The organism is Mycolicibacterium vaccae NBRC 14118 = CIP 105934 (assembly GCF_001552715.1).
Taxonomy (GTDB): domain Bacteria; phylum Actinomycetota; class Actinomycetes; order Mycobacteriales; family Mycobacteriaceae; genus Mycobacterium; species Mycobacterium vaccae.
Map to the genome: position 1 here is coordinate 1 of NZ_BCRS01000010.1, position 15,234 is coordinate 15,234.

Consider the following 15,234-nt stretch of genomic DNA (forward strand, 5'->3'; position numbering starts at 1 on the left):
CGGCCAGCACCCGCCGCACCGCGCTGGCACCCACGTCCGGGGTGTCCACTGTGGTCAGCACGACGAAATCCGCAGCATCACCGGCCGCGGACACCCCGGCACGCACCGACGCGCTCAATCCGTCGGCCCAGTCCTGCGCCACCACCGCCCGCGCGGGCGCGGGGACGTCGACGAGTGCGGCGCCGAGCACCACGACCACGTCGTCGCAGCCGCCGTCGTGCAGCGCGGCCACGCCGGCACGCAGCCAGGCGCCGTCGGCGGCGAGCACCTTGGGCATCCCGAACCGGGTGCCCGCGCCCGCGGCAAGCACCACCCCGGTTGCCGAATTACCTTGTGTCACAGTGGAACATGCCCGCTCTCGACCGGCCGGGGGCAACGGGTGCGGCCCCCCGCTGAGGATTTGGTAATAACCTGGCCCAACAGTGCCCAAGATCACCGTATGGGCGTATGGTTTCACACAGGGTTGAAGTCACAGCCCGTGGGAAACGTCATCGACACCACACGGGGCGCTTGTCCCCGTGGAGGCTTTGAGAATCTAGGGCCCCGCCTTGGCGTGAACAACAGCACTCGCGCTCCTGAATGGATTCCATCGTGCATCACGTCCCAGAACAAGATCCGGTTACCGACCACGACAGCCTCGTCTGTCACACGGCTCGCTTCGAAACCAGTTGGCCAAAACCCGCCACCGCCATCGTCGCCGGCCATGGCGAACTCGACGCCGCCAACGGCATCGAATTCGTCAACTACGCGCTGCGCAACTCCGACAAGACGCGCTACCTCGTCGCGGACCTGTCCGGGCTGACCTTCTTCTCCACCGCCGGATTCTCGGCGCTGCACACCCTCAACGTGCAGTGCGTCAGCGGCGACATCCGGTGGGCGCTGGTCCCCAGCAACGCCGTCAACCGGCTGTTGCGCATCTGCGACCCGGACTCCGCGCTGCCGATCTGCGCCGACGTCGCCGCCGCGCTGACCGCCGTGCAGGCCGATCCTCCGCGCTCACTCAAGCTGGTCGCGGAGCCGCGCTAGCGACTTCGCGAGCAGCCGGGAGACGTGCATCTGCGAGATGCCGACCCGCTCGGCGATCTGCGTCTGCGTCATCGACTCGAAGAACCGCAGCACCAGCACCGTGCGTTCCCGCTCGGGCAGCTGCGCCAGCAGCGGCCGCAGTGCCTCGCGGTTCTCGATCTGGTCCAGCGTCAGGTCCACGTCACCGAGCGTGTCGGCGATCGCGGGGGCGTCCTCGTTGCCGCTGCCGCCGGAGTCGATCGACAACGTGTTGTAGGAACTGCCCGCGACCAGGCCCTCGATCACCTCGTCGCGATCCATCTCCAGCTCGGCGGCCAGCTCGGTCGCCGTCGGTGCGCGACCCAGCCGCTGCGACAGCTCGGCCGTGGCCGCGCCCAGCCGCAGGTGCAGCTCCTTGAGCCGGCGCGGCACCTTCACCGACCAGCTGTTGTCCCGGAAATGCCGGCGGACCTCGCCCATGATGGTGGGCACCGCGAACGACACGAAGTCCGAACCGGCGTTCACGTCGAACCGGATCACGGCGTTGACCAGACCGACGCGGGCCACCTGGACCAGGTCGTCGCGCGGCTCACCGCGGCCGTCGAACCGGCGCGCGATGTGATCGGCCAACGGAAGACAACGCTCGACGATGCGGTCACGCTGGCGCTGGAAGGGCGCCGAGCCCTCCTCGAGCTCGGCCAACGCGCGGAACATCGCAGCGACGTCCGCGTATTCAGAGCTCGATCGAGACGACGAACCCTGGGACGACGACCGGGTCACTGCAACGAACTCGCTCGCCTCGTCGTCATGGAGATACCGAACACTTCACCGTCGGCGGTGGGCTGCCCGTCGGAGAACGTGGTGACCTCATCGGTCAGCGAACTCAGCACGTGCCAGCTGAAGCTGCCCGGCGCGAGGATGTCGGTGCTGTCGCACGTCGTCGACGCGTGCACGATCAGCGCCTCGGGCTGCGGATCCACCACAACAAGCAGGGTCGACTCCGGCACCGCGGACCTGATCAGCCGCGTACACGCCTCATCGACGGCCAGGCGCAGGTCCGCCACGGCGTCAAAATCGAGATCCTCGAACGTGCCGATCGCCGCCACCAGCGTGCGCAGCACAGCCAGGTTCTCCAGCGTGGCGGCCACGCGCAGTTCTACCGACTGCGCGCCGTGACGCAGTCCATTGCTGTGGCTAGCCACATCGGCCATCTGACCTCCTGGAAACTTCCCAGCGACATTACCCCAGGCTGAATCGCCATTATTCATGGACGCACCGCGCGTCCGTTAACGACAGGCCGGGCCCGGGTAACCAGCGGTTATGACTCAGCACACCAACCCGCTGCGCCGGATCCTGACGGTCGCCGGTATCGCGCTGGCCGTCCTGATATTGACGGTCGTCGCGATATACGCGGGCGCTTTCCTGATATTGGCGCCGATGATGCAGTGACGCGCACGGGGGGATGGTCTTCATGGTGCGGACTCAATACCCCACGGTCCGTGCAGACCAAACCCGTCTTCGACGTGTTCTTCCCGGCTTCTTGACGGGCGTCATCGCGGCGCGTTTGCCTGTGCCGCCCCGCAAACCCGTTGCCGCTGACAGCGGTTGGGTGTGACCCGGGCCATCTGTTTAGCCGCCGAGCGCTTCGGGAAGCCAGGGTGTGGCTCAAACGAGGGGCGCTGAGGCCCCATCCACCCAGCAAGCGGAAGGCAAGCATGACTGAGAAGAACAGTGGTCCCGAAGAAGGCATCAAGGGCGTCGTCGAGGACGTGAAGGGCAAGGCCAAGGAGACCGTCGGCACCGTCACCGGTCGCGACGACATGGTCCGCGAAGGCAAGGCCCAGCAGGACAAGGCCGAGGCCCAGCGCGACGTCGCGCAGAAGGAAGCCGAGGCCGAGTCGGCCCGCGCCGGCGCGAAGGCTGCCGAGAAGCGCCAGGAAGCCAACCAGTAAGACGCAGTAGGACCCTTGGACGGGCCTGACCGGGAAACCGGTTGGGCCCGTTCGTCATTCGCGGCTTTGGTGTGCTTTGCGGCCGACATTGCGGTCACGGTCGTGGTCGGGCGGTTCCACGGCAGTGAGCGCAATCTCGGCACACACGGCTCAGCTGTTGGGCCGCTGCCGGTATGTGCCCGGATGCTCTGCGTACCAGAGCTCTTCGAGGCGCCGGACGCGGTGATGCTCGATCAGCAGCCAGGCGCCGCCGATCACGAAGCACAGGCCGGCGATCGCGGCGAGCAGGAGCCCGGCCTCCTCGTGGGAGGTGGCGAACGCCGCCAGCGTGGCGACGAAGCTGACGATTGCGAGACCGATCACCACGAGCCCCGGCATGATCTTGTTGTCCTTCATCGACTCGCCGGCGTGCGGCCGGGTGGTACGCGAATGGTCGACCGGATCTTTGGGACCCTTCATGGGTAACTCCTTAGAACTACCCCTCCAGTCTGCTACTGCCAGGGCAGCGAGGGAAGACTCAGCACGGCGCTGAGCACCGTCAGAGCCAGAAGCGTCCAGCCGGCGCCCTGCCAGGCCCAGCGACTGGCGCCGGGCTCGACGCGGAAACTGCGGGCCAGCGACCACAGCGCCCCGACCAGCAGGATCGCCGGTGCGCCGAGCGCGAGCGCCGCGCGCTGAGGAACTCCGCAACCGGCCGCGTCGGCGAGCGACCCGGTGCACGTCCCGATCCACACCAGGGCCACGAACAGGAACGTCGCCCCGGCCGCGGCGAACCCGAAACCGGTGCGCACCGCATCCCAGACCCCCGGCGCGCTGTAGTCGGCACCGCGCCGCAGCTCCCGCGTGTGGTGGGACAGGTCCGCCATCGTGTCGTTCTCCAGTTCGAGCAGGCCGGTTGGTTTGCGCGGGATTCCCGGACGCCTGCGGCGATAAACCCGATCTGTCAGTGATGTCGGCGGCGTTGCCTACGATGCGGCCGTGACAAGGCTGAGGTGGAAGCTGTACGCGGCGCTGGGAATTGCCGCAGGAGCGACGGCGTACCTGGCCGGCGCCGACCTCGGCTGGACTGCGTTGGCCGGGTTGCTGATTCCCGCCGGCGCGGTAGCAGCCCCCCGCTTTCTGCGCGCCGCCGTGGTCGGGGTGGCCACCCCGGGCGCGCACGAGGGGCCCGCCCACACCGACATGTCGGGCACCGAGTTCGAGGACTACATCGCGCGGATCGCCCGAAGCTGCGGCGTGCCGGTGATCATGACGCCGCTGACCGGCGACTGGGGCGTCGACCTGATCGTCGGCAACCGGCCCAACCGGTTGGCGGTCCAGTGCAAGCGGCAGTCACGGCCTGTCGGCGCCGGGGCCGTGCAGGAGGTGGTCGCCGGGGCGCCGATGCAGGACTGCACCCAGACCATGGTCGTCACCAATCACGACTTCACGCCCGCGGCGCGCAAACTCGCCGAGTTACACGGCTGCGAGCTGGTCGGCGGCGCGGACCTGCCCCGGCTGCGGTCGACGATCCGCAGACTCACATCGAGCTGAGCACCGCGCGCACCGCCTCGACCGCGGCGTCGAGCTCCGCGGTCGCCACCGTCAACGCCGGCCGGAACCGCACACTGTCCGGTCCGCAGCCCAGCATGATCACCTCGCGATCCCACAGCCGCGCGATCAGCTCGTCGCGGCGGGCTCCGCTCGGCAGGCTGAACGCACACATCAGCCCGCGGCCCCGCACGTCATGCACCAGCGCGGGGAACTCGGCGGCCAGCTCGTCGAGCCGGTCGCGCAGGTGGCGGCCGCTCTCGGCAGCGCGGGCGAACAGATCGTCGACCTCGATGACCTCCAGGATCCGGCGCGCACGCACCATGTCGACGAGGTTGCCGCCCCACGTCGAGTTGATTCGCGAGCTGACCGCGAACACGTTGTCGGCGACCTCGTCGACCCTGGTCCTGAACTGCCCCTCGCGTGCGCGACCGCCCGCCATCACGCCACACACCTGGGTCTTCTTGCCGAACGCGACGACGTCGGGCGTCACGCCCAATTGCTGGTAGGCCCAAGGGGTTCCGGTGATACCGCAGCCGGTCTGCACCTCGTCGAAGATCAGCAGCGCATCGAACTCGTCGCACAGCCGGCGCATCTCGGCGAAGAACTGCGGGCGGAAGTGACGGTCGCCGCCCTCCCCCTGGATCGGCTCTGCGATGAAGCAGGCGATGTCGTGCGGGGCGGCCTCGAACGCCGCCCGGGCCTGCCGCAGCGACTCGGCCTCCAGAGCGTCCATGGCTTCATGGTCCAAGCCGGGGCTGGCCACTGGCGCGTCGATGCGGGGCCAGTCGAACTTCGGGAAGCGTGCCACCTTGGTGGGGTCGGTGTTGGTCAGCGACATCGTGTAGCCGCTGCGGCCGTGGAACGCGCCCTCAAGGTGCAGCACCTTGGTGCCGAGCTCCGGGCTGCGGCCACGCGCCTCGTTGTGCCGGCTCTTCCAGTCGAACGCGACCTTCAGCGCGTTCTCCACCGCGAGGGCGCCGCCGTCGACGAAGAACAGGTGCGGCAGCTGCGGATCGCCGAGCACGCGGGCGAACGTGTCGACGAAACGGGCCATCGGCACGCTGTAGACATCGGAGTTGCTCGGCTTGTTCAGCGCCGCGGCAGCCAGTTCGGCCCGGAAGGCGGGGTCCCCGGCGAGGCCGGGATGGTTCATCCCCAGCGCCGAGGACGCGAAGAACGTGAACATGTCCAGGTAGCCGCGGCCGGTGCGGGCGTCGACCAGGTAGGAGCCGTGGGACCGGTCGAGGTCGAGCACCAGATCGAGACCGTCGGCGAGGATGCTGCGCGCCAGCACCTCGTGCACGTCGCCCGGGACGAGGCCGGCCGGAACACGGTCGGCACCCCGGCGGTTTTCCGGAAGAACAGCAGTCATGACCGCAGATCCTATCGGAATTTTTACGGCTCTGCGTGCTGTGGGCGTACTTCCTACGGTATGTAGCGTCTGTCGCTATAAAATTTCTGTAAGATGATCGTGCTTCGCGTCTTCACGTCGGCGGCGGTGCGGATCTTCTGCAACAGGCCCTCCAGGGCCCGCGCCGACTCGACGTGGACCAGCAGCAGGTAGTTGTCCTCGCCGGCCACCGAGTAGCACGCCTCGATTTCGGGGATGTGCTCCAGCCGCGCGGGGGCATCATCGGGTTGAGACGGATCGAGAGGGGTGATGGCCACGAACGCCGACAGCTTGCTGCCGACGGCCTCCGGGTCGATGCGCGCGGCGTATCCGCTGACCACCCCGCGCGCCTCCAGCCGCCGCACCCTGGACTGCACCGCCGACACCGACAACCCCGCCGTAGACGCCAGGTGCGCCAGCGTGGCCCGGCCGTCGGCGACCAGCTCACGGGCCAGCACACGATCGATGTCGTCCAGCGGCTGCGCGTCTGCGGGCTCGGTCATGGCCGCACTGTATCGGAGCGCCCACCCGCCACATCTGATTCGCGCAGCCCTTCGCGATGCCCTCCACCTCCACCAGAAAGTCGCAGGCCCATGACCACCGTTCTGACCTCCACGCTGCCCACTGCCGATGCGTTGCGCGCCCGCGTCCGGGACGCGCTGGCGGCCGTCGGCGCCGACGTCCCGCTCGGCGACCCCGGAGCCGAAGGCCTGCCTGCGAGCACGCCGATCACCGGGGACGTGCTGTTCAGCGTGCCGGCGTCCTCGGCGGCCGACGCCGAGGCGGCGATTTCCGAAGCAGCCGAAGCGTTCTCGACATGGCGGACCACGCCTGCGCCGGTGCGCGGGGCGCTGGTGGCGCGACTGGGACAGCTGCTCGTCGAGCACAAGGAGGCGCTGGCCTCGCTGGTGACCATCGAGGCCGGAAAAATCACCTCCGAGGCGCTGGGCGAAGTGCAGGAGATGATCGACATCTGCGAGTTCGCGGTCGGGCTGTCGCGGCAGCTGTACGGCCGCACGATCGCCTCCGAACGCCCCGGCCACCGGTTGATGGAGAACTGGCATCCGCTCGGTGTGGTCGGCGTGATCACCGCGTTCAACTTCCCGGTCGCGGTGTGGTCCTGGAACACCGCGATCGCGCTCGTGTGCGGCGACACCGTGGTGTGGAAGCCCTCGGAGCTGACGCCGTTGACCGCGGTGGCCTGTCAGGCGCTGCTGGAGCGCGCGTGCGCGGACGTCGGGGCGCCGGCGTCGGTGGGTCGACTGGTGCTGGGTGAGCGTGCGGTCGGCGAGCAGCTCGTCGACGATCCGCGGGTGGCGCTGGTGTCGGCCACCGGGTCGGTGCGGATGGGTCGGGAGGTCGGCCCGCGGGTGGCCGCCCGATTCGGTCGCGCGCTGCTGGAGCTGGGCGGCAACAACGCAGCGATCGTGACCCCGGCCGCCGACCTGGACCTGGCGGTGCGCGGCATCGTGTTCTCGGCCGCGGGCACGGCCGGTCAGCGGTGCACCACGCTGCGGCGGCTGATCGTGCACTCGTCGATCGCCGACGAGCTGGTGTCCCGCATCGTCGCGGCCTACCGGCAACTGCCCGTCGGTGACCCGTTCGCCGACGGCACGCTGGTGGGGCCGCTCATTCACACCGCGTCCTACCGGGACATGGTCGGCGCGCTGCAGCAGGCCGTCGCCGAGGGTGGATCGGTGACCGGCGGCGAGCGGGTCGACGTCGGGGACGAAGGCGCGTTCTACGTGACGCCCGCGGTGGTGCGGATGCCCGCGCAGAGCGCCGTCGTGCACCAGGAGACGTTCGCGCCGATCCTCTACGTGCTGACCTACGACACCCTCGACGAGGCCATCGCGCTCAACAATGCGGTACCGCAGGGCCTTTCGTCGTCGATCTTCACGCTGGACATGCGGGAGGCGGAGCGTTTCCTGGCCGCCGACGGATCCGACTGCGGCATCGCCAACGTCAACATCGGCACCTCGGGCGCGGAGATCGGCGGCGCGTTCGGCGGCGAGAAGGAGACCGGCGGCGGCCGCGAGTCCGGCTCGGACGCGTGGAAGGCCTACATGCGGCGGGCCACCAACACCGTCAACTACTCCACCGAGCTGCCGCTGGCCCAGGGCGTCCACTTCGGCTGACCCGACCTCCCCCCTTCCCTTGGCGCGAGCGTGCGAGTCTGCGGCCGACACGCCGCGGTTACGGGCGACTTTCCGCACGCTCGCGGCAGACTCAGGGCATGGAAATTCACGGCAAGACCGCGATCGTGACCGGAGCCGCCTCCGGGATCGGGGCGGCGATCGCGACCGAACTTGCTGCGCACGGCGTCAGCGTCGTCATCGGTGACCTCGACGAGGCCGGCGCGCACACCACCGCGTCGACGATCAACGCAGCAGGCGGCGCGGCGATCGCGCTGCGGGCCGACGCGGCCGAGATCGCCGACATCGAAGGGCTCATCACGCTGGCCGCACGCGAGTTCGCCCCGGTCGACATCTACGTCGCCAACGCCGGCATCATCGGAAAGCCCGGCCTCGGCACGGAATCCGACTGGGACACCATCCTCGACGTGAACCTGCGCGCCCACGTCCGCGCGGCCCGGCTGCTGATGCCGCACTGGCAGTCCCGCGGGTCGGGGTACTTCGTGTCGGTGGCGTCGGCGGCCGGCCTGCTGACCCAGCTCGGCGCGGCGGGCTACGCGGTGACCAAGCACGCGGCGGTCGGGTTCGCCGAGTGGCTGGCGATCACCTACGGCGACGACGGTGTCGGTGTCAGCTGCGTGTGCCCGCTCGGCGTGGACACTCCGCTGCTACAGGCGGTTCGGAGCACCGAGGATCCCGACGCGCGGCTCGGCGCGGCGTCGATCGAGCAGTCGGCGGGCGTCATCGGCGCGGCCGACGTCGCAGCTGTCACGGTCGAAGCGATCCTGGCCGATCGATTCCTGGTACTGCCGCACCCCGAGTTGCTCGAGATGTACCGGCACAAGGGCGGCGACTACGACCGCTGGATCAACGGCATGCGCCGCTATCAGCGCACCCTGCGCACGCTCTGACGGTTTCACCCCCGCCGGGTGAGGGTGAGACGGAAGTCCTTGGGCATCAACGTCAGCCGCTGCGCGACCTCGAGACGGTAGTCGGGGTCAGGCGTCAGGTCGTACCGGCGCAGCAGTACAGCCAGCAACAGCACCGCCTCGTGCAGCGCGAACTGCCTGCCGATGCACGACCGCGGCCCGGTGCCGAACGGCTTGTACAGCCCCGCCGGGCGCGCCTTGACCTGCTCGGCAGCGAAGCGGTCCGGGTCGAAGGCGTCGGGGTCCTCACCCCACCGCCGGTCGCGGTGCAGCCCCATCGTCAGCGCAAGGACCCAGTCCCCCTTGCGCATCGGGTGCACCCCGGCCAGCACGGTGTCCTCGCGGGCCGCCCGGTAATACCCCGGCACCGTCGGCTGCAGCCGTAGCGCCTCGTCGAAGACCCTTCGGACGTAGCGCAACTTGGCGATCAGCTCGAAATCGGGACGGTCGTCGTCGCCCCACACCTCGGCGATCTCGGCACGTGCCCGCTCGGCGACGTGCGGATGCACCGACAAGAAGTACAACGCGAAAGACAGCGCACCCGAGGTGGTTTCGTGCCCGGCAACCAGGAAGTTGATCAACTGGTAGCGGATGTTGGCCGGCTCCAGCTCCGACACCAGCATCAGCTCGAGCAGATCGTCGTGCCGCCCCAGCCCTTCCCGCACCCGCTCGCCGATGATCTCGTCGGCGATCGCATGCAGCTGTCGGGCGTGGTAGCGCACCGCGCGCTCGGCGCGCCGCGCGACGGCGCCCGGCAGGAACGTCGCCCGCAACACCCCGAGTCGATCCGAACCCTCCAGCCCGGCGACCATGTGCTCGACGAACGGGTGCGGGTCTTCGGAGTCGAAGCACCCGAACGGGTGACCCGCCGCGCAACGGCCGATGGTCTCCAGCGTCACCCGGGTGGTGTCGGCGGGGACATCGATGAGTTCGCCGGTGTCCGCGCGGGCGTCCCAGCGCGCCAACAGTTCGTCGGCGACGTCGAACATGACCGCGTGATAATCGCGCATCGCCTGCCGGCTGAAGGCGGGCATCAGCACGTCGTGCGCGATCTGCCAGTTCGGTTCGTCGTTGTAGGCGGTGAACAGCCCGTCGCCGCCCATGATCCGCAACGCCTCGATGTCGGGGCCGATGTGCTTGCAGAACCTGCTCTCGTCGCTGAGCTCGACCACCGCTTCCGGTCCCGCCGCCACCACGTACCGTGCTCCCAGGAAACGGAACTCGAAGACCGGGCCGACCATCGCCGCCGGCGGTTGGGTCAGAATGTCCGTACTGAAGCCGAACACGTCGCCGAGGATCGGAACGCGCCGCGGCGGGTGTGGCAGCTTCGGAAACGACCGTCGGTCGCCGACGATGGCCATGTGTGCCAGCCTGCGCCGCTATTACACATGTGTCAAGTAGTATCGGTGCATGGCTGAAGGACGTCGGCGGCTGTCCCCTGAGGAACGTCGCAACGAACTACTGGCTCTCGGCGCCGAGGTGTTCGGCCAGCGGCCTTACGACGAGGTGCGCATCGACGAGATCGCCGAGCGCGCCGGCGTCTCCCGCGCGCTGATGTACCACTACTTCCCCGACAAACGGGCGTTCTTCGCCGCGGTCGTGCGCGCCGAGGGCGAGCGAATGTTCCACGCCACCAACACTCCTCCACTGCCGGGCCAGACATTGTTCGCGCAGGTTCGCACCGGTGTGCTGGCGTACCTGCGCTACGACGAACTGCATCCGCAGCGGGCGTGGACGACCTACCTCGGCATGGGGAAGTCGGATCCGGTGCTGCGCGGCATCGAGGACATCGACAACGACCGCCAGGCCGGCCGGATCATCGACCGCATCACCGATGCCGTCGGCGAGATCGACGCCAAGGTGGAACGCGACCTGCGCGCCACCGTCTACGCCTGGCTGGCCTTCACATTCGAGATGTGCCGTCAACGACTGCTGGACTCATCGCTGGACGCCGACTTCATCGCCGACCTGTGTGCCCACGCTCTGCTGGACGCGGTGCTCCGGGTCCCCGGAATCCCGCTGGAATTGACCGAGGCCGTCTCCCCCGGACAGCGCTGACCTCAGTGGTGCCCGCAGCGGTTGCGGAAGTCCACCAACGGCTGCCGGATCCCGCGCATCTCCGCGGTGATCTGCGGATTCTGGTCGGCGAATGCGGTGACGGCCGACTGCTTCTCCTCAGGCGGCATGTCCTTGATCGACGTGTAGAACTCGTTCGCCACCGGATGGGTGAACAGGTAAGCCGACGTCACCGCGCTGACCCCGGTCATCACCGCGGCCAGGTCGGCGGCCGTGCAGTTCGGCGCCGGCTGGGCGACAGCGGTCGCTGAGGACAGGACGACAGCGGTCGCGCCGAGCATGGCGGCGGCCACCCGCCGCACTGAGTTGTTTCGCACTCAACGATCGTAAGTGTCAGGCCCCGCAGCGGGCGCGGAAGTCCACCATCGGCTGACGAATACCCTGCAGTTCGGCGCGCACCTGCGGATTGGCGTCCATGAATGTCTGCAACGCCTCGGTGCGCGCCTCGGGCGGCTGTCCTTTCAAGCTGGTGAAGAAGTCGTTGACCGGCGGATGGGTGTAGAGATAGGCCGTAGTGGAGGCCGTCACCCCGGTCAGCACCCCGGTGAGGTCCGCCGACGTGCAGTTCGGCGGCGGCGGTGCCGGTGCCGGCGCCGTTGACGGTGGCTGCGCACCGGCCGGGGCAGCGCTGCCAAGCACTGCAGCGCAGGCGAACGCCGCCAGCCAGGGCGCGCGGGAAATTGCCGACATGTATCTCTCCTCAGTTGTCATCGTCCGCCTCGACCGCCGCCACCACCACCGCGACCGCCACCCCCGCCGGGCCGTCCCGGGTTCCCGATATCGGGCCGGCCCGGTTGTCCGATACCCGGCCGGCCGGGGTCGATATCGATGTCGGCGTCGAAATCGCCGCCCCACCAGTAATTGCAGTTGTAGTCGTTCATGTCGCACGGATACGGGGCGTAAGTACCGGCGCCACTCGGCCCGTCTCCCGTGTTGGCGCCCCGGGCATCACCCTGAGAACAGATGGTCGTGCCGCCCGCGCTGGTGCAGTCGGCGGCCACCGTTGGCGCGACGGCGATTCCCGTCGAACACACCGCAGGGGCGACCAGCAGGTAAACCAACCGCATCTTGCACTCCCTGCGTCGGGTCACGCACAGCCTCTTGTGGCTCGTGGCTGCGTCAGCGTAAGCATCGGTCTGCGGCCCCGCCATCCCCCACAACGGGTGAAACCGCGCTGCGGAACATCGCGTCAGGCGGCGGCGAAGGTTCCCCCAAAGAGGGGGACGACAGGGTTCCGGCACCCGCCCTACGCTCGCCACGACGATGATCCGGAGGCTGAGCATGGTTGCAGGCGAGAACGATTGGTCGCATCCGGCGGCGATGGCGATCCCACCCGAGGGCTACCTGGAACTCGAGCGGGGGCGCTACGGGCCGGTCTTCCCCCGTACCCCGGCGTGCTACGGATTCTCGATCATCGCCAAGGTCAAGGAGGGCCGCGAAGACGCCGTGCGTGCCTACGGCAAACAGATCGAGGAAGCGGTCGCCGGCACGCCAGATGTGCTGGCGCCGTTGCGGCTGCATTACCTGCGCTGGGTGCTCTTCGACGTCGGCTCGGGCCTGCACTTCCAGTATCAGGGCATCTTCGACACCGACTTCGACAAGTACACCGAGGACGCCGTTCGCCTCTTCGCCGCGACCGGAATCACCACGGTCTTCACCAATCTCGTGGACTTTCCCGAAGACTGGCGGACCAATCCCGAGGCTTTCATCAAGTTCGTCCGCGACCACCAGTGCCCGAGCTTCCTGGAGTACGGCGAGTACCCGTACGTCACCGCCGATGAGATCAAGAAGGCGCTGCGCCTCAAAGCCGCGTTCTCCGACATGCTCGACCAGATGCAGTAAGGCGCTCGCGCGAAGAAACCGATTGCCATGAACCTCGAACTCGACGACATCCAGCACATCCTGCTCACCCGGACACCGGCGATGACGGGACGATACGAGTTCCTGACGTTCGACCGCCCCGCGGGTGGGCGCCAATGGCTCACCGAGCTTCTCGACGTGGTCGCCTCGGCTGCCGAGGCCGACGCCACCATGGATGCGTCGAAACGCTGGGTCACCGTGGCGTTCACCTGGAACGGCCTACGCGCGCTCGGGGTGCCGGACGCGGCGCTGGCGACCTTTCCCGACGAGTTCCGAGAGGGCATGGTGGCGCGTGCCGGCATCCTCGGCGACACCGGCGCCAACGCGCCCCAGCACTGGGTGGGCGGGCTGGCCGGAGACGATGTGCACGCGATCGCGATCCTGTTCGCCCGCGACGACGACGAACACGCCCGCTGCGTCGGCGAGCACGACAGGCTGGTGGCGCGCTGCGACGGTGTCCGCGCACTGTCTCACCTCGATCTCAACGCCCACCCGCCGTTCAACTACGCCCACGACCACTTCGGATTCCGAGACCGGCTGTCCCAGCCGGTGATCAAGGGCTCGGGCGAGACGCCGACCCCTGGGTCCGGCGCGGCACTCGAGCCGGGCGAGTTCATCCTCGGTTATCCCGACGAGGACGGCCCTGTCGTCGGACTTCCCGAGCCTGCGGCGTTGTCCCGCAACGGAAGCTACCTGGCCTACCGCAGGCTCCAGGAGCACGTCGGAACCTTCCGCGCCTACCTCGCCGACCACGCCGGGACCGCCGAGGAGCAGGAGCTGCTGGCGGCGAAGTTCATGGGGCGCTGGCGCAGCGGGGCCCCGCTGGTGCTGGCACCCACAGCCGACGACCCGGAACTGGGCGCAGACCCGATGCGCAACAACGACTTCAACTACAAGGAGATGGACCCGTTCGGGTATGCCTGCCCGCTGGGGTCACATGCGCGACGCCTCAACCCGCGCGACACCGCGCACTACATGAACCGGCGGCGGATGATCCGCCGCGGCGCCACCTACGGGCCCGCACTGCCCGACGGCGCGCCCGAGGACGGCGTCGACCGGGGCATCGCCGCGTTCATCATCTGCGCCAGCCTGGTCCGGCAGTTCGAGTTCGCCCAGAACGTGTGGATCAACGACAAGACCTTCCACGAACTGGGCAACGAGCACGACCCGATCTGCGGCGCCCAGGACGGCACATTGGATTTCACCACTCCCCGGCGTCCAATACGCGAGGTGCACAAGGGCATTCCCGCATTCACCACGCTCCGCGGCGGCGGATACTTCTTCCTGCCCGGCCTGGGCGCGCTGCGCTACCTCACCGAACTCGACACTCGGCAGCGCTGATGACGCGCCCCGCCCGCACGTACAACCAGGACCACCAGCGGCGAGCCCGGGATGGCCGGCGGCGCATGAGCATCTACTGGACGTGGAGTTACCCCTGGGAGGCGCAACGGGATCCGGCGGCCATGAGCAACCGGTTCTCGACCGTGACCGAGGTCCGCAACGTCGGGTATCCCGCCTACGAGACACCGGAGTTCGCGGCGGCCAACTTCCTGCAGGGCATCGCCGGCACGCTCGAACTGTTCCACCGGTCGACGCTGTCGTTCCAGGACCTGGTCGGCGAAACGACCGGACATCCGGTGGCGGTGTTCCAACGGGTGGACCAGGCCGGGTACCCCCAGCCGATCGACGAGCGGATCCTCGCCGACACCGACACCCTCATGGTGTTCGGCCTGGACCACCTCAACTCCGAACTCGAAGCCGGCCGTGACGAAGTCGAAGCCCTGCGCGACTGGCTGCACCGCGAAGGCACCTGCCTGCTGCTGGCACCGCACCACGACGTCGGCTTCACCGACGACCTCACCCAACGGCAAGTCGAGTACGAACACCATGGGGACCGGCTGGTGCCCCGTCAGCAGAGGTTCAGTCGGTACACCCGCTCGCTGATGCGAGCCCTCGGCGTCCCCGTGCACAACATCTGGGGGCTCCGCCCAGCGGTGGCCCCCGGTACGCGGGAACCGCAGGCGCTCAACGCCTACCACGACCTCGACGAGCTGGGGCTGCTCACCGCCGTGCCGACCCTGAGCTTTCATCAGCATCTGCCCCATTACGAGCTGACCGCCCCGGAAGGGGCGAGCCTGCGCGTCGTGGCGCGCCAGCCCGTCGATCTGGACCGTCCCCATCCGTTCACCGACGCAGGCAATTCCGCGTTCAACGCGGTGATCTGGATGCCACCCGACGGAGACCGCGCCGGCGACATCGTGCTGATCGACTCGACGCACTTCACCACCTTGTTCGGCGGCACCCAGAGCCTGCAGAACCTGTGGCGAAACCTGGCGGCGATGCCCCTCGGTTGA

At 68.6% G+C, this 15,234-nt stretch carries 21 protein-coding genes; 10 read left to right on the top strand and 11 right to left on the bottom strand.

The genetic code is table 11. The features are described from left to right. On the bottom strand, positions 1-277 hold a 277-nt coding region (locus MVA01S_RS03410), incomplete at its 3' end, for an NTP transferase domain-containing protein (RefSeq protein WP_435405973.1). 314 nt (positions 278-591) lie between these two features. On the opposite strand from MVA01S_RS03410, the gene MVA01S_RS03415 reads away from it, so the two are divergent. After that, a complete protein-coding gene (locus tag MVA01S_RS03415; RefSeq protein ID WP_040540570.1) occupies positions 592-1,026 on the top strand; it encodes an STAS domain-containing protein in 435 nt (144 codons plus the stop codon). On the opposite strand, the gene MVA01S_RS03420 is transcribed toward MVA01S_RS03415, so the two are convergent. Beyond that, complete coding sequence (locus tag MVA01S_RS03420; RefSeq protein ID WP_040540469.1) at positions 997-1,785, bottom strand: RNA polymerase sigma factor SigF; 789 nt, start codon at positions 1,783-1,785, stop codon at positions 997-999. The two genes, MVA01S_RS03415 and MVA01S_RS03420, sit on opposite strands and share 30 nt — an antisense overlap. Beyond that, positions 1,782-2,216 carry an ATP-binding protein gene (locus MVA01S_RS03425; RefSeq protein WP_003929359.1) on the bottom strand — a complete coding sequence of 145 codons (435 nt, stop codon included), beginning with the start codon at positions 2,214-2,216 and terminating at the stop codon, positions 1,782-1,784. Before MVA01S_RS03425 ends, MVA01S_RS03420 begins: the two co-directional genes overlap by 4 nt. A gap of 109 nt (positions 2,217-2,325) precedes the next feature. Here MVA01S_RS03425 and MVA01S_RS31840 point away from each other — a divergent pair, with 109 nt between their 5' ends. Together MVA01S_RS31840 and mbp1 are read left to right on the top strand one after the other, a co-directional pair. After that, on the top strand, positions 2,326-2,454 hold the full coding sequence (locus MVA01S_RS31840) for a hypothetical protein (protein ID WP_003929358.1): 129 nt from the start codon (positions 2,326-2,328) through the stop codon (positions 2,452-2,454). Between the two features lie 266 nt (positions 2,455-2,720). Continuing rightward, positions 2,721-2,957 carry a microaggregate-binding protein 1 gene (gene mbp1 / locus MVA01S_RS03430; RefSeq protein ID WP_003929357.1) on the top strand — a complete coding sequence of 79 codons (237 nt, stop codon included), beginning with the start codon at positions 2,721-2,723 and terminating at the stop codon, positions 2,955-2,957. Between the two features lie 150 nt (positions 2,958-3,107). On the opposite strand, the gene usfY is transcribed toward mbp1, so the two are convergent. After that, the gene (gene usfY / locus MVA01S_RS03435) at positions 3,108-3,416 is read right to left on the bottom strand and encodes a protein UsfY (RefSeq protein ID WP_003929356.1); all 309 of its coding nucleotides are present in this window, start codon (positions 3,414-3,416) and stop codon (positions 3,108-3,110) included. 32 nt (positions 3,417-3,448) lie between these two features. After that, entirely contained in the window at positions 3,449-3,823 is a 375-nt protein-coding gene (locus MVA01S_RS03440) for a hypothetical protein (RefSeq protein WP_003929355.1), read from the bottom strand. A gap of 112 nt (positions 3,824-3,935) precedes the next feature. On the opposite strand from MVA01S_RS03440, the gene MVA01S_RS03445 reads away from it, so the two are divergent. Further along, complete coding sequence (locus MVA01S_RS03445) at positions 3,936-4,490, top strand: restriction endonuclease (RefSeq protein WP_003929354.1); 555 nt, start codon at positions 3,936-3,938, stop codon at positions 4,488-4,490. Here MVA01S_RS03445 and lat read toward each other — a convergent pair. Continuing rightward, positions 4,477-5,862 carry an L-lysine 6-transaminase gene (gene lat, locus MVA01S_RS03450; RefSeq protein ID WP_003929353.1) on the bottom strand — a complete coding sequence of 462 codons (1,386 nt, stop codon included), beginning with the start codon at positions 5,860-5,862 and terminating at the stop codon, positions 4,477-4,479. The genes MVA01S_RS03445 and lat overlap by 14 nt on opposite strands. Positions 5,863-5,915: 53 nt before the next feature. After that, positions 5,916-6,383, bottom strand: coding sequence for an Lrp/AsnC family transcriptional regulator (locus MVA01S_RS03455; RefSeq protein ID WP_003929352.1), 468 nt, complete (start codon positions 6,381-6,383; stop codon positions 5,916-5,918). A gap of 90 nt (positions 6,384-6,473) precedes the next feature. On the opposite strand from MVA01S_RS03455, the gene amaB reads away from it, so the two are divergent. After that, positions 6,474-8,018, top strand: a complete 1,545-nt coding sequence (amaB, locus tag MVA01S_RS03460; protein ID WP_003929351.1) for an L-piperidine-6-carboxylate dehydrogenase — start codon at positions 6,474-6,476, stop codon at positions 8,016-8,018. 98 nt (positions 8,019-8,116) lie between these two features. Further along, positions 8,117-8,926, top strand: a complete 810-nt coding sequence (locus MVA01S_RS03465) for an SDR family NAD(P)-dependent oxidoreductase (protein WP_003929350.1) — start codon at positions 8,117-8,119, stop codon at positions 8,924-8,926. Between the two features lie 5 nt (positions 8,927-8,931). On the opposite strand, the gene MVA01S_RS03470 is transcribed toward MVA01S_RS03465, so the two are convergent. Next, positions 8,932-10,305: a cytochrome P450 gene (locus MVA01S_RS03470; protein ID WP_003929349.1), complete on the bottom strand. Its 1,374-nt coding sequence runs from the start codon at positions 10,303-10,305 to the stop codon at positions 8,932-8,934. A 49-nt stretch (positions 10,306-10,354) separates the two neighbouring features. Here MVA01S_RS03470 and MVA01S_RS03475 point away from each other — a divergent pair, with 49 nt between their 5' ends. After that, positions 10,355-11,002 (top strand): TetR/AcrR family transcriptional regulator, encoded by a 648-nt coding sequence (locus MVA01S_RS03475; RefSeq protein WP_003929348.1) that lies wholly within the window; start codon positions 10,355-10,357, stop codon positions 11,000-11,002. Between the two features lie 2 nt (positions 11,003-11,004). On the opposite strand, the gene MVA01S_RS03480 is transcribed toward MVA01S_RS03475, so the two are convergent. From MVA01S_RS03480 to MVA01S_RS30170, 3 genes are read right to left on the bottom strand one after another with little or no spacing between them, the layout of a single operon-like run. Further along, positions 11,005-11,301: a heme-binding protein gene (locus tag MVA01S_RS03480; RefSeq protein ID WP_051015229.1), complete on the bottom strand. Its 297-nt coding sequence runs from the start codon at positions 11,299-11,301 to the stop codon at positions 11,005-11,007. 52 nt (positions 11,302-11,353) lie between these two features. Then, on the bottom strand, positions 11,354-11,710 hold the full coding sequence (locus MVA01S_RS03485) for a heme-binding protein (RefSeq protein WP_040540473.1): 357 nt from the start codon (positions 11,708-11,710) through the stop codon (positions 11,354-11,356). A 17-nt stretch (positions 11,711-11,727) separates the two neighbouring features. Continuing rightward, the gene (locus MVA01S_RS30170) at positions 11,728-12,087 is read right to left on the bottom strand and encodes a hypothetical protein (RefSeq protein WP_081528988.1); all 360 of its coding nucleotides are present in this window, start codon (positions 12,085-12,087) and stop codon (positions 11,728-11,730) included. Positions 12,088-12,301: 214 nt separating this feature from the next. On the opposite strand from MVA01S_RS30170, the gene MVA01S_RS03490 reads away from it, so the two are divergent. Genes MVA01S_RS03490 through MVA01S_RS03500 form a run of 3 tightly spaced genes read left to right on the top strand, consistent with a single transcriptional unit; the run spans position 12,302 to position 15,234 of the window. After that, on the top strand, positions 12,302-12,862 hold the full coding sequence (locus MVA01S_RS03490) for a hypothetical protein (RefSeq protein WP_003929345.1): 561 nt from the start codon (positions 12,302-12,304) through the stop codon (positions 12,860-12,862). Between the two features lie 27 nt (positions 12,863-12,889). Next, complete coding sequence (locus MVA01S_RS03495) at positions 12,890-14,221, top strand: Dyp-type peroxidase (RefSeq protein ID WP_003929344.1); 1,332 nt, start codon at positions 12,890-12,892, stop codon at positions 14,219-14,221. Next, positions 14,221-15,234, top strand: a complete 1,014-nt coding sequence (locus MVA01S_RS03500) for a hypothetical protein (RefSeq protein ID WP_040540474.1) — start codon at positions 14,221-14,223, stop codon at positions 15,232-15,234. The genes MVA01S_RS03495 and MVA01S_RS03500 overlap by 1 nt, the downstream gene beginning before the upstream one ends.

What these genes read in the sequence shown, in the direction of transcription:
- MVA01S_RS03425 (WP_003929359.1), bottom strand. Translation starts at nt 2,216, where the DNA reads ATGGCCGATGTGGCTAGCCACAGCAATGGACTGCGTCACGGCGCGCAG.
- MVA01S_RS31840 (WP_003929358.1), top strand. Translation starts at nt 2,326, where the DNA reads ATGACTCAGCACACCAACCCGCTGCGCCGGATCCTGACGGTCGCCGGT.
- mbp1 (WP_003929357.1), top strand. Translation starts at nt 2,721, where the DNA reads ATGACTGAGAAGAACAGTGGTCCCGAAGAAGGCATCAAGGGCGTCGTC.
- usfY (WP_003929356.1), bottom strand. Translation starts at nt 3,416, where the DNA reads ATGAAGGGTCCCAAAGATCCGGTCGACCATTCGCGTACCACCCGGCCG.
- MVA01S_RS03440 (WP_003929355.1), bottom strand. Translation starts at nt 3,823, where the DNA reads ATGGCGGACCTGTCCCACCACACGCGGGAGCTGCGGCGCGGTGCCGAC.
- lat (WP_003929353.1), bottom strand. Translation starts at nt 5,862, where the DNA reads ATGACTGCTGTTCTTCCGGAAAACCGCCGGGGTGCCGACCGTGTTCCG.
- MVA01S_RS03455 (WP_003929352.1), bottom strand. Translation starts at nt 6,383, where the DNA reads ATGACCGAGCCCGCAGACGCGCAGCCGCTGGACGACATCGATCGTGTG.
- amaB (WP_003929351.1), top strand. Translation starts at nt 6,474, where the DNA reads ATGACCACCGTTCTGACCTCCACGCTGCCCACTGCCGATGCGTTGCGC.
- MVA01S_RS03465 (WP_003929350.1), top strand. Translation starts at nt 8,117, where the DNA reads ATGGAAATTCACGGCAAGACCGCGATCGTGACCGGAGCCGCCTCCGGG.
- MVA01S_RS03470 (WP_003929349.1), bottom strand. Translation starts at nt 10,305, where the DNA reads ATGGCCATCGTCGGCGACCGACGGTCGTTTCCGAAGCTGCCACACCCG.
- MVA01S_RS03475 (WP_003929348.1), top strand. Translation starts at nt 10,355, where the DNA reads ATGGCTGAAGGACGTCGGCGGCTGTCCCCTGAGGAACGTCGCAACGAA.
- MVA01S_RS03480 (WP_051015229.1), bottom strand. Translation starts at nt 11,301, where the DNA reads ATGCTCGGCGCGACCGCTGTCGTCCTGTCCTCAGCGACCGCTGTCGCC.
- MVA01S_RS03485 (WP_040540473.1), bottom strand. Translation starts at nt 11,710, where the DNA reads ATGTCGGCAATTTCCCGCGCGCCCTGGCTGGCGGCGTTCGCCTGCGCT.
- MVA01S_RS30170 (WP_081528988.1), bottom strand. Translation starts at nt 12,087, where the DNA reads ATGCGGTTGGTTTACCTGCTGGTCGCCCCTGCGGTGTGTTCGACGGGA.
- MVA01S_RS03490 (WP_003929345.1), top strand. Translation starts at nt 12,302, where the DNA reads ATGGTTGCAGGCGAGAACGATTGGTCGCATCCGGCGGCGATGGCGATC.
- MVA01S_RS03495 (WP_003929344.1), top strand. Translation starts at nt 12,890, where the DNA reads ATGAACCTCGAACTCGACGACATCCAGCACATCCTGCTCACCCGGACA.
- MVA01S_RS03500 (WP_040540474.1), top strand. Translation starts at nt 14,221, where the DNA reads ATGACGCGCCCCGCCCGCACGTACAACCAGGACCACCAGCGGCGAGCC.